Genomic DNA, 11,102 nt, shown 5'->3' with positions numbered 1-11,102 from the left:
CTACCTTCGATCCATCCACCCATCCATCGATCCATCCATCGATCCATCGACGCGTGCGTGTACGCGAAGGAGGCCGTCGTGGCTACAGTGAGGCGCTCGGTGCCGATCCAGGACCAACACCAGGTGTTCCGCGGCGTGTTCGAGGACTGGCAGAGCAGGGCCGGCGCCCTGTCGGCCCTGCCGGACGCACCCGTCGTGCCGGACGACACGCGCCAGGGGCGGACCACGTGGCGTCGGCTGCGAACCCACTTCGCACGGACTGCGGGTGTCCGCCGGGCCGTTGCCGTCGATGGGCCGGCTGCCTGAAGCGGTCCCGTCGCGCGCCTCGCCCCGATTGTCTTGATCCGGCTCAACCGGCATGCAGCGCCTCAACCTTGGCAGGCACCCCCAAGTCTCCCTCCCTGACCACGCTCGACATGGGCGAGAACTAGGGGGAACAAGACATGACCGTACGGACGACCAAGGCGACCCGCACGACCCTGGTGGCGGCGACGGCAGTGGCGTTGTCGGTGGCCCTCGCGGCCCCCGCGCTGGCGGCGACGCCCGCCGGAGCCGGCCACGACGCGACCCGCAAGGCCATGGAGGCCGCGGTGGACGTCGGCGTGCCCGGAGTGACGGTGACCGCGAAGGACGGCCGGAGCACCTGGTCGGCGACGGCAGGCGTCGGCAACCTCAAGACGGGCAAGCCTCGTTCGGCGGACGACCGCTACCGGGTGGGCAGCATCACCAAGACCTTCGTCGCCACGGTGCTGCTCCAGCTGGAGGCGGAGGGCAGGCTGTCCCTGGACGACACGGTGCAGGAGTGGCTGCCGGGCCTGGTGACGGGAAACGGCCATGACGGCAGCCGCATCACCCTGCGCCAACTCCTCAACCACACCAGCGGCATCTTCAACTACACGGCGGACGAGGACTTCGGACGCACGTACTTCCTCAAGGACGGCTTCTTCGAGCACCGCTACGACACGAAGAAGCCCGAGGAACTGGTCGCGCTCGCCATGACCCACAAGCCGGACTTCGAGCCGGGGACGTCCTGGAACTACTCCAACACCAACTTCGTGCTCGCCGGAATGGTGATCGAGAAGGCCACCGGCCGCCCGTACGGCGACGCGGTCCGCGACCGCATCATCAAGCCCCTGCACCTGACCGCCACGTCCGTCCCGGGTACCCGCGTGACGGTCCCGGGGCCGAGCAGCCGGGCCTACTCCAAGCTGGCCGAGACGGCGACCGGCCCGACCTACGACGTCACGAAGATCAACCCGTCCATCGCCTACTCGGCCGGCGAGATGATCTCCAACTCGACCGACCTCAACCACTTCTACGCGGCCCTCCTGCGCGGCAAGCTCCTCCCGCGCGAGCAACTGGCCGAGATGACCACGACCGTGCCCGTCAACGAGGCCACCGGCTACGGGCTCGGCCTGATGAAGAGCGAGCTGAGCTGCGGCGTCACCGTCTGGGGCCACGGAGGTGGCATCCACGGCTCCATATCCGAGGCGATCACGACGAAGGACGGACGCCGGTCCCTGGCCTTCAACCTCAACGGTGACTGGTCGGGGGACACGGGGGCGGTGATCGAGGCGGAGTTCTGCGGAACGAAGCCGGCGAAGGCCGGTGACCGAGCGGGCTCGGACACGGAGCACCGAGCCGATTCGGGCGTGAGGTTCGCACCGCCTCGTATCGGCTGATCGACGCTGGAGGTCGACGCGCGGCCCTGAACCCGTCAGGGCCGCGCGTCTCCGACGTGGGTGATGAATGCGGTCCACGCGCGCACCGATGGGGGTCCGTCAGATGCCGAGGCGTTCCGCGATGCCGTCGAGGACGCAGTCGAGGCCGAACTCGAACTCCCAGGCACGGTCGTCCTTGCGGGCCGCGCTCAGGCCGTAACGCTCGAAGGTCGGATAACGTCCCGTGCTCATCAGGTAGTTCATCTGGGGGGCGAGCGCCTGGCGGGTCTCGTCGCCGCTGGCCCAGCCGTGCCGCTCCTTGTACGCGCGCAGGGCGATCTCGGACTGGGTCGAGCCGTGCACATAGGAGCTGACGGCCCGGAAGGCGGCCATCATCGAGTCGGCGTCCAGGCCGGACGAGGCCAGCGTGGCCAGCTGCCGTTCGGCCATGGCCATCCGTGACGGTGTGAGCGAGATCAGCGGTGTGGGCATCGATCCCGTCCAGGGGTGCGCCAGCATCATCTCCCGTGTCTGCAGCGCGAAGGAGCGCAGCACCTCCCGCCAGTCCGCCACGTCGTCCGGCACGGTCAGCTCCCGGGAGACGCGGTCGATCATGAGCGCCCAGAGGTCGTCCTTGCCCGCCACGTGCCGGTAGGCCGCCATGGGGGCGACGCCGAGCTTCTGGGCGAGGCGGCGCATGGTGACGGCGTCGCCGCCCTCCTCGTCGGCGATCTCGACGGCGGCGGTGGCGATCCGTTCGAGGGTGAGGGAGGCGCGGGGTGTGGGGGCGGGCCGCTCCATGCGCTCCCAGAGCGACGGCTCCACGACCTTGCTCTCGTGCTCGCTCCCGCCCGTCCCCTCGCCCTTCCCCTGGCCCTTCCCCCGGCCCTTCCCGTCGTCCTTCTTGCGGACCGCCACGGCGCGGCTCCTCTCCGTCGATTCCCGGTCGATACCCCGACGACTGCCCGTCGTCCCTCACCGATGCCGCGTACAGCGTATCTCCAGTAGACGCCGTACACATCGATGTGTACCTTGTACGCATACTGATACGCCGTACACGCCCAGTCGGATCAAGGGGTCTCCCATGCCTGCCACCACCGAACCGCTCCGCATCGCCGTCCTCGTCGGCTCGACCCGTGAGGGCCGCTTCGCACCCGTCGTGACGAAGTGGCTCAGCGGCCACCTCGGGCAGCGGGACGACATGCGCGCCGACGTCGTCGACCTCGCGGAGACCCCGCTGCCGACGGTGTTCCCGGCCTTCGGGCAGCAGCCGCCGCCCGGCACCGAGGAGGCGCTGGCCCTCGTGACGCCGCGACTCGCCGCCGCAGACGCCTTCGTCCTCGTCACGCCCGAGTACAACCACAGCTATCCGGCGTCCCTGAAGAACGCGATCGACTGGCACAACGAGCAGTGGCACGGCAAGCCGATCGGTTTCGTCTCGTACGGAGGTCTGTCCGGTGGCCTGCGTGCCGTGGAGCATCTGCGGGTCGTCATGGCCGAGTTGAATGCCATGACCATCCGCAACACCGTCAGCTTCCACGACGCCTGGAGCCGCTTCGACGCGGACGGCAGCGTCAAGGACCCCGCCGCCGACACGGCCGCGAAGGCGCTCCTCGACCAGTTGGCCTGGTGGGCCCATGCCCTGCGGGACGCCAGGTCCGTCCGCCCCTACGCCGCCTGATACCTGACGGGAAGGGGGAGTCATGAACGCGCGTACGGACGGGACAGGTGCGGGTGCGGTGCGGTCAGGGCCGGAAGCGGCGGGACCGGAGGTGGCGGGGACGGAGGTGGCGGGGACGGAGGTGGCGGGGACGGAGGTGGCGGGGCCGGAGGTGGCGGGGCCGGTTCAGGAGGGCGCCCCGCTCTCCCGGCTCGTCGTCCTCGGCCTGCTGCTCGGCATCGTGCTCGCCACGCTCGACGGCACCATCGTCGGCACCGCACTGCCCACCATCGTCGGCGACCTGGGCGGTCTCGACCGGCTGCCCTGGGTGCTCACCGCCTATCTGCTCACCACCGCCGTCTCCACACCCATCTGGGGCAAGCTCGGCGACTTGTACGGCCGCAAGGGCAGCTACCTCACCTCCATTGCCGTCTTCCTCGTCGGTTCCGCTCTGTGCGGACTCGCCCAGGACATGGGGCAGCTGATCGCGTTCCGGGCCGTGCAGGGCATCGGCGCGGGCGGGCTGTTCGTGGGGGCCCTCTCGCTCATCGGGACGCTGCTCACTCCCGCGGAGGCAGCGCGCTCCCAGTCGCTGATCGGGGTACTGCTTCCCGCCGCACTGCTCGGCGGACCGCTGCTCGGCGGCTTCCTCACCGACCAACTGGACTGGCGATGGGTGTTCTACGTCAATGTGCCGGTCGGAGCCGTGGCACTCGCCATCGTCGGCTTCGGGGTGCCGGCGCGAGGTGAACGCGGCGAGCACGGCGGGCGCGGCGAGGCACGGATCGACCTCGCCGGCGCAGGGCTGCTGACCGGCGCGATCGTCGCCCTGACGCTGCTCGCGAGCTGGGGCGGGACGACGTACGCCTGGGCCTCACCGCAGATCATCGGGCTCGGCCTGGTGTCCGTGGCCGCACTCGCCGCGTTCGGGCCCGTCGAGCGGCGGGCCCAGGAGGCGGTGATCCCGCCCCGGCTGTTCCGCGACCGCAACTTCACCGTGGCGCAGGTCCTGAGCTTCGTCACGGGCGCGGCCATGCTGGCGGCGGCGAGCTTTCTGCCGCTGTACATGCAGTTCGTGCAGGGCATGTCGTCGACGTTGAGCGGTGTGCTGCTCATCCCGCTGATGCTCGGCATGATCGGCGCACAGCTCGCCATCGGGCGGCGGGTGAGCAACGGCGGCCGCTCCCGCCACTACCCGATCCTGGGCGGCGCGCTGGCCACGGCGGGTGCCCTGGCTCTGCTCACGCTCGATGTCGGCACGCCCCCGGCTGCGGCCTCGGTGCTGACCTGCGTGTTCGGTGTGGGAATCGGCTGCCTGATGCAGCCGGCGATGCTGATCACCATGAACAGCGCCGAGCCGCGCGACATGGGCGCGGCCAGCGGGACCCAGACGCTGCTGCGCACCATCGGCGGCTCGCTCGGCGTCGCGGTCCTCGGCTCTGTCTACGCGAACCGTCTCGCCGCCACCGTCACGGACCGGCTCGGCGCCGACGGGAAGCGGCTGACGGGCGGGGAACTCACGCCCGCGCTGCTGAGAGGCCTGCCGGACCCGGCCCAGGGCGCGTTCCGGACGGGTGTCGTCGATGGGCTGCACGGTGTCGCGCTCGGTACGGCCGCGGTGTGCGCCGTGGCGTTCGCGGTGTCCTGGCTGATCCGGGAGGTGCCGCTGCGGAGTGCTCCCCGACGAACCGAGCCGCCGACGGCATGAGGAGGGGGGCGCCGGTGCCGGCCAGGCCCCGGCGGCCCCCTCCTCTCCCCTCCTGGTGCCGCCTTCCCGGTCCGTCACTACCGGGGCAGCACCACGACATACGCGGCCGGATCGCGGTCCGCCGCCGCCATCAGGGCCGTACGGACCACCGCCGCCTGCTGCTCGATCGAATCCCGCAGCTTCTTCGGGGTGATGTGGACGACCGTGATGCCGAGGCGCTCCAGGTGCTCGCGCTTGCGGGCGTACTCGGACCACAGGGCGTCGTCGTCCTGCCGGGGGGCGCGGGTGTCCAGCTCGACCGCCACCGCCTGCTCCGGCCAGTAGGCGTCCAGGCCGCCGAGGTGGGGGCCGCCGGGCAGGCGCAGGTCGACGTTCCAGACGGGGTCGGGCAGGCCGTGGACGTGGACCATCTCGTACAGGCGGTCCTCCGCGATCGCGCGGCCCTCGGCGAGCAGGGAGTCCACCGCCTCCACCACGTGCGGGCGGGACAGGAGCTTCGCCTGGTTCAACTCCCGTACCACCGACGCCGGTTCGCAGTGGCCGCCGCGGACGGCCTCGGTCAGCAGCCGGCGTACGGCGCTCGCGTCCGTCAGTTCGGCCACCGCGTCGGCCAGGGCGCGGGGGACCGGGGCCACCGGGAGGCCCGTCACCTGCTGGGGGGTGGGCAGCGCGGCGGTGCGCAGGATGCGGACGCAGCCCGTGGTGCGCAGCCGGCGCATCCGCGGGACCAGGACGTCGATCTGGTCCAGCGCGGTGAGCGGCGGCGTGGCGGAGAAGCCGTGCAGGGTCAGCGCCGCGAGACCCGTGATCACCGCGTCGGGGTAGGCGGGGGCGTGCGCCTCGCCGGCGTTCGGCTGGGACGGCACCCCGGGCGACCGTTCCCGCGCCGCGTACATCAGCACCGCGTGCAGGCGCTCCTCGCTGGTCGGCGGGCCGGGGTGGAGCAGGAAGACGCCGGGGAGGAGCTGCTGCCAGGGGCCGCCGGGGCGGCATTGGTCGTTCATCTCGGCGGGCGAGATGCCGTGCGACTTCAGCTGAGCGGTCGTCATGACGCGGCGGTGCACCTCGGAGAGGTGGCGCAGGGGGCGGGGGGAGAGCGGGGGGACCGGGGGGAGCGGGGCGTTGTGGTTCATGACCGGGAGGTTCCCGCGTCCTGTCCGCCCTGTAACCGCTGTTACACGCCTGTCGACAAAAGCGGACAACTCGGCACTAAAGGACGGATGTTCGGATGCCGAGTAGGCACGGAAAACCCCTGGTCCGTTCGGGTTGGACCAGGGGTTACGGCTGTTATTGCCTGAATTCCGTAACGGTCACGGAGGGCCGTGATCGTTGGCCAAAGGTCTTGTGTGGTTGACGCTGTTCCGGTCGGCTCACTCGTGCGCCGCGTCGCACGCCTGCCCCCGCAGCCCCCGCGCCAGGTCGTCCCGCGCCTCCAGCACCAGCCGCCGCAGCGCCGGCGCCGCGTCCTCGTGGGCCGCGAGCCACGCGTCCGTCGCGTCCAGCGTGGCCTGCGACTGCTGCAGCCCCGGGAACAGGCCCCGGACCACGTCCATGCCGATCTGGATCGACCGCTCGGCCCACACCCGCTCGATCGCCGCGAAGTACTTGTCGGCGTACGGCGCGAGCAGCTCCCGCTGCGAGGGCTGCGTGAAGCCCGCGATGGTCGCCTCGACGAGCGCGTTGGACAGCGCGTCGGACTCGACGACCTGCGCCCACGCCTGCGCCTTCACCGCCGCCGACGGCCGGGAGGCGAGGCAGCGGACCTGGTGGCGCTTGCCCGAGGCGGTGTCGTCGCGGGCCAGTTCGGCGGCCAGCACCGACTCGTCCGCCACGCCGTGCTCGGCCAGCGGCCCCAGGAACGCCCAGCGCAGCTCCTGGTCGACGTCCAGGCCCTCGATCTTCTCGGTGCCCTCCAGCAGACCCCGCAGCAGCGCCAGGTCCTGCGACCCCGATGCCACCGACGCGAAGAACCGCGCCCACGCCAGCTGCTGCTCGCTGCCCGGCGCGGCGGCCCGCAGCTCCCGCAGCGCGCCCTCGGCGAGCAGCCGTTCGCCGGCCGGCCGCCACTCGGGCGTCACATAGTGGACCAGCGACGAGTTCGCCCACGCGTGCAGCATCTGCAGCACGCCGATGTCGGACTCGCGCCCCGCGAACCGCAGCACCAGGCCCACGAAGTCCCGCGCCGGCAGCAGCGCGTCCCGCGTCATGTTCCACAGCGCCGACCAGCACAGGGCCCTGGCGAGCGGGTCGGTCAGCGCGCCCAGGTGCTCCCGCAGCGTCGCCAGGGACGTCTCGTCGAAGCGGGTCTTGCAGTACGTCAGGTCGTCGTCGTTGACCAGCACCAGCTCCGGGGCGTCCGCGCCCGCCAGCTCCGCCACCACCGCGCGCGGACCGTCGACGTCCACCTCGGCCTGCGCGAACCGCTCCAGCGCCCCCTGCGCGCCCCGCCGGTACAGGCCCACGGCGACCCGGTGCGGGCGCAGCTCGGGGTGGGACTCGGCGGCCTCCTGGAGCACGGCCAGCTCGTCGATGCGCCCCTCGCCGTCCAGCAGCACCTGCGGGGTCAGCGAGTTCACGCCCGCCGTCTGCAGCCAGGAATGCGCCCACGCGCCCATGTCCCGCCCGCTGGTCTCCTCCAGGACCGACAGCAGGTCACCGAGGCGCGTGTTGCCGTACGCGTGCCGCTTGAAGTAGCGCCGCGCACCCTCCAGGAACGCGTCCTGGCCGACGTACGCGACGAGTTGCTTCAGTACGGAAGCGCCCTTGGCGTACGTGATGCCGTCGAAGTTGAGCTTCGCGTCCTGCAGGTCGCGGATGTCGGCGGTGATCGGGTGCGTGGAGGGCAGCTGGTCGGCGCGGTACGCCCAGGCCTTGCGACGGTTGGCGAAGGTGATCCACGCGTCCTTGAAGCGGGTCGCGCCCACGTTCGCGAAGGTGCCCATGAAGTCCGCGAAGGACTCCTTCAGCCACAGGTCGTCCCACCACACCATGGTGACCAGGTCGCCGAACCACATGTGCGCCATCTCGTGCAGGATGACGTTGGCCCGGCCCTCGTACGACGACCGCGTCACCTTGCCGCGGAAGATGTACTCCTCCCGGAAGGTCACCATCCCCGGGTTCTCCATCGCGCCGAGGTTGTACTCGGGCACGAACGCCTGGTCGTACTTCCCGAAGGGGTACGGGTAGTCGAAGTGGTCGTGGAAGAAGTCCAGGCCCTGCTTGGTGACCAGGAAGACGTCGTCGGCGTCGAAGTAGGGGGCGAGGCCCTTGCGGCACATGGCGCCGAGGGGGATCCGCAGCGTCGTGCCGTCGGCGAAGGTGCGGGAGTAGGAGTCCGTGACGTAGTGGTACGGGCCGGCCACCACGCAGGTGATGTACGTCGAGATCGGCTTGGTCTCCGCGAACCGCCACACCCCGTCGACGCGTTCGCCGACGCCGTTGCTCCACACCGTCCACTCCTGCGGCGCCCGCACCTCGAAGCGGAACGGGGCCTTGAGGTCCGGCTGCTCGAAGTTCGCGAAGACGCGGCGGGAGTCGGCCGGCTCGTACTGGGTGTAGAGGTAGACCTCGCCGTCCTCGGGGTCGACGAAGCGGTGCAGGCCCTCGCCGGTGCGGGAGTAGGCGCACTGGGCGTCGACGATCAGCTCGTTGTCGGCGGCGAGGTCCTCCAGGGTGATCCGGGAGCCGTCGAACACCGCGCCCGGGTCGAGGTCCCGGCCGTTCAGGGAGAGCGCCGTGACGCTCGGGGCGATCAGGTCCGCGAAGCTCGACGCCCCCGGCTCGTTGCACCGGAAGCGGATCGTGGTCACGGACCGGAAGGTGCGCGGACCGTCCCCGGCCTGGTCGCCGACCGCCGAGCGCAGGTCGAGGGACACCTCGTACCCGTCGACGGACAGGAGGGCGGCCCGCTCCCGGGCCTCGTCGCGGGACAGATTCTCACCGGGCACGGGCGGTACTCCCTCGGGGCGTGTTCAGTATGTGGACAGGGCCGATCCTGCCATGTGCTCCTGACATCGGGCACCCGGGAATGGGGTGGGCGACGGCCGGTGTTGCGGCAGGAAAGGCCACATCTTGAGGAGACCCATGTCCGAGACCGCGAACGCCTCCGGCAAGACCCCCGTCGACTTCTGGTTCGACCCCCTGTGCCCCTGGGCCTGGATGACCTCCCGCTGGGTCCTGGAAGTGGAGAAGGTCCGGGACATAGAGGTGCGCTGGCACATCATGAGCCTCGCCGTGCTGAACGAGGACAAGATCGACCAGCTGCCCGAGGAGTACCGGGAGATGCTCGCGACCAAGGCGTGGAAGCCGGTCCGGGTGGCCACCGCGGCCTGGCAGAAGCACGGCGCCGACGTCCTCGGCCCCCTCTACACCGCGCTCGGCACCCGCTTCCACAACAACGGCGAGGGCCCGACCACCGAGGCGATCGTCGGCGCGCTCGCCGACGCCGGTCTGCCCGCCGACCTGATCGACTACGCCGACCAGGAGGACTTCGAGTTCGACGCCGAACTGCGCGCCTCCCACAAGGAGGGCATCGAGAAGGTCGGCCAGGAGGTCGGCACCCCGGTGATCGCCGTCCCCGGCCCCGACGGCGAGCAGATCGCCTTCTTCGGCCCGGTCGTCACCCCGGCCCCCAAGGGCGAGGACGCCGCGAGGCTGTGGGACGGCACCCTCGCCGTGGCCTCCGTGCCGGGTTTCTACGAGATCAAGCGCACCCGTACCAAGGGGCCGGACTTCAGCAACCTGTAGCGGTCACTCCTACTCCGTGGCGGCGGCTTCCTCCCGGAACTTCTCGGGAAGGAGGCCGCCGTCGCTCTTCTTGAGGTGGCGGTAGTACGACAGACAGCCTTTGGCGGTGCAGCGCCAGTACCAGTCCACGTAGTGGCGAGGGTCCCCCTTCTCCTCGCGGATCGCCGCCTTCTCCTCGTTGTTGACGGGCCGGAAGTCCTGCATGGTGCCGCAGGTCGGGCAGTCCAGTCTGAACGTCCTCATCAGCCCCTCCTCGCCATCACCGCCAGATCGGGGAAGTCGGTCACCACCGCGTCGACCCCCAGCTCGTAGTACAGCGCGAATTCGGCGAACGCGTCCCCGAAATCGTTCGCTCCGGTACCGCGCCGCAGATCCGGTGGCAGGAACTGGTTCTCCGCCCGGAAGGTGTACGGCCCCACCCGCAGCCCCGCCGTGTGGGCGTCCGCGATGACGGACGTACCGACGAGCGACGACTTGTCCGGCCCGATCCAGTCCGCGTACGCGGCGATCCGCGCCAGCCCCGCCGGCGTCATCATGTCCTTGTACGTCGTCGGATCACCGGCCGAGACGAGGTCGTACGGCCCACCCGTCGTCCCCAGCGCCTGCCACAGCGGCACCCCCAGCCGCTCGGCCGCGATCCGCCGCAGGCTCGTCGGCTCGAAGGACTGCACGACACACTCGCGCCGGCCCAGGCGGCACCGGCGGATCACCTCCGCCAGCTTCGGCTCCAGGGGCAGGCCCAACCCGCGGAAGTACGTCGGGTGCTTGGTCTCCGGGAAGACGGCGATCGTGCGGCCGTACGCCTTCGACAGCCCGCGCGCCAGGTCGACCACCTCCTGGAAGGTGAGCACCTCCTCGCGGCCGTCGAACACGGTGTTGCGGTTGCGGACCAGGGGCAGGCGCTCCACCGCCCGCAGCGTCTTCAGCTCCGCCAGCGTGAAGTCCTCGGTGAACCAGCCGCTCACCGACCGCCCGTCCACCGTCTTCGTCGTGCGGCGGCCGGCGAACTCCGGGTGGGACGCCACGTCCGTCGTCTGCGAGATCTCGTTCTCGTGCCGGACGACGAGCACATGGTCCTTGGTCGGCACCAGGTCCGGCTCGATCCAGTCGGCGCCGGTCTGCACGGCGTACGTGTACGAGGCCGCCGTGTGCTCAGGGCGCCAGCCCGCGGCGCCTCGATGGCCGATGACGAGCGGCCGCCCCGGTCGCCGGGGGCCGGCCGTCGCCGCAGCCGCCTCGGAGGCGGCCGCCGTCGCGGGTACGGCCGCGGCCGCCGTGGTACCGGCGGCCGCGAGCAGCAGGGATCTACGTCTCGGGTGCATCCAAC

General features: G+C 71.1%; 10 protein-coding genes. 5 read left to right on the top strand and 5 right to left on the bottom strand.

The features are described 5' to 3' along the window. The first annotated feature begins 78 nt into the window (after positions 1-78). Both AB5J49_RS16580 and AB5J49_RS16575 read left to right on the top strand, forming a co-directional pair. Positions 79-306, top strand: a complete 228-nt coding sequence (locus tag AB5J49_RS16580; RefSeq protein WP_369169406.1) for a hypothetical protein — start codon at positions 79-81, stop codon at positions 304-306. A gap of 137 nt (positions 307-443) precedes the next feature. Beyond that, positions 444-1,682 (top strand): serine hydrolase domain-containing protein, encoded by a 1,239-nt coding sequence (locus AB5J49_RS16575; protein WP_369169405.1) that lies wholly within the window; start codon positions 444-446, stop codon positions 1,680-1,682. Between the two features lie 99 nt (positions 1,683-1,781). Here AB5J49_RS16575 and AB5J49_RS16570 read toward each other — a convergent pair whose 3' ends face one another. Then, the gene (locus AB5J49_RS16570; RefSeq protein WP_369169404.1) at positions 1,782-2,579 is read right to left on the bottom strand and encodes a TetR/AcrR family transcriptional regulator; all 798 of its coding nucleotides are present in this window, start codon (positions 2,577-2,579) and stop codon (positions 1,782-1,784) included. A gap of 166 nt (positions 2,580-2,745) precedes the next feature. Here AB5J49_RS16570 and AB5J49_RS16565 point away from each other — a divergent pair, with 166 nt between their 5' ends. Together AB5J49_RS16565 and AB5J49_RS16560 are read left to right on the top strand one after the other, a co-directional pair. Continuing rightward, on the top strand, positions 2,746-3,342 hold the full coding sequence (locus AB5J49_RS16565) for an NADPH-dependent FMN reductase (protein WP_369169403.1): 597 nt from the start codon (positions 2,746-2,748) through the stop codon (positions 3,340-3,342). Between the two features lie 22 nt (positions 3,343-3,364). Further along, positions 3,365-5,029, top strand: coding sequence for a DHA2 family efflux MFS transporter permease subunit (locus AB5J49_RS16560; RefSeq protein ID WP_369169402.1), 1,665 nt, complete (start codon positions 3,365-3,367; stop codon positions 5,027-5,029). Positions 5,030-5,106: 77 nt separating this feature from the next. On the opposite strand, the gene AB5J49_RS16555 is transcribed toward AB5J49_RS16560, so the two are convergent. Further along, positions 5,107-6,162 carry a hypothetical protein gene (locus tag AB5J49_RS16555; protein WP_369169401.1) on the bottom strand — a complete coding sequence of 352 codons (1,056 nt, stop codon included), beginning with the start codon at positions 6,160-6,162 and terminating at the stop codon, positions 5,107-5,109. Between the two features lie 237 nt (positions 6,163-6,399). Continuing rightward, complete coding sequence (gene pepN / locus AB5J49_RS16550; RefSeq protein WP_369169400.1) at positions 6,400-8,976, bottom strand: aminopeptidase N; 2,577 nt, start codon at positions 8,974-8,976, stop codon at positions 6,400-6,402. 136 nt (positions 8,977-9,112) lie between these two features. Here pepN and AB5J49_RS16545 point away from each other — a divergent pair, with 136 nt between their 5' ends. After that, positions 9,113-9,775 (top strand): DsbA family protein, encoded by a 663-nt coding sequence (locus AB5J49_RS16545; protein ID WP_369169399.1) that lies wholly within the window; start codon positions 9,113-9,115, stop codon positions 9,773-9,775. Between the two features lie 9 nt (positions 9,776-9,784). Here the strand turns inward: AB5J49_RS16545 and AB5J49_RS16540 are convergent, their stop codons facing one another. After that, entirely contained in the window at positions 9,785-10,018 is a 234-nt protein-coding gene (locus AB5J49_RS16540; RefSeq protein ID WP_369169398.1) for a hypothetical protein, read from the bottom strand. Beyond that, a complete protein-coding gene (locus tag AB5J49_RS16535; protein ID WP_369169397.1) occupies positions 10,018-11,097 on the bottom strand; it encodes a glycerophosphodiester phosphodiesterase family protein in 1,080 nt (359 codons plus the stop codon). Before AB5J49_RS16535 ends, AB5J49_RS16540 begins: the two co-directional genes overlap by 1 nt. Positions 11,098-11,102: the final 5 nt, after the last annotated feature.

Origin of the sequence: Streptomyces sp. R28, from assembly GCF_041052385.1 — a bacterium.
Taxonomy (GTDB): Bacteria; Actinomycetota; Actinomycetes; order Streptomycetales; family Streptomycetaceae; genus Streptomyces.
The sequence above is the reverse complement of the archived record's forward strand: the minus strand, read 5'-3'. Positions and strand labels throughout refer to the sequence as shown.

Coding starts and splice junctions, on each gene's coding strand:
- AB5J49_RS16560 (WP_369169402.1), top strand. CDS start 3,365: ATGAACGCGCGTACGGACGGGACAGGTGCGGGTGCGGTGCGGTCAGGG.
- AB5J49_RS16555 (WP_369169401.1), bottom strand. CDS start 6,162: ATGAACCACAACGCCCCGCTCCCCCCGGTCCCCCCGCTCTCCCCCCGC.
- AB5J49_RS16545 (WP_369169399.1), top strand. CDS start 9,113: ATGTCCGAGACCGCGAACGCCTCCGGCAAGACCCCCGTCGACTTCTGG.
- AB5J49_RS16565 (WP_369169403.1), top strand. CDS start 2,746: ATGCCTGCCACCACCGAACCGCTCCGCATCGCCGTCCTCGTCGGCTCG.
- AB5J49_RS16575 (WP_369169405.1), top strand. CDS start 444: ATGACCGTACGGACGACCAAGGCGACCCGCACGACCCTGGTGGCGGCG.
- AB5J49_RS16535 (WP_369169397.1), bottom strand. CDS start 11,097: ATGCACCCGAGACGTAGATCCCTGCTGCTCGCGGCCGCCGGTACCACG.
- AB5J49_RS16540 (WP_369169398.1), bottom strand. CDS start 10,018: ATGAGGACGTTCAGACTGGACTGCCCGACCTGCGGCACCATGCAGGAC.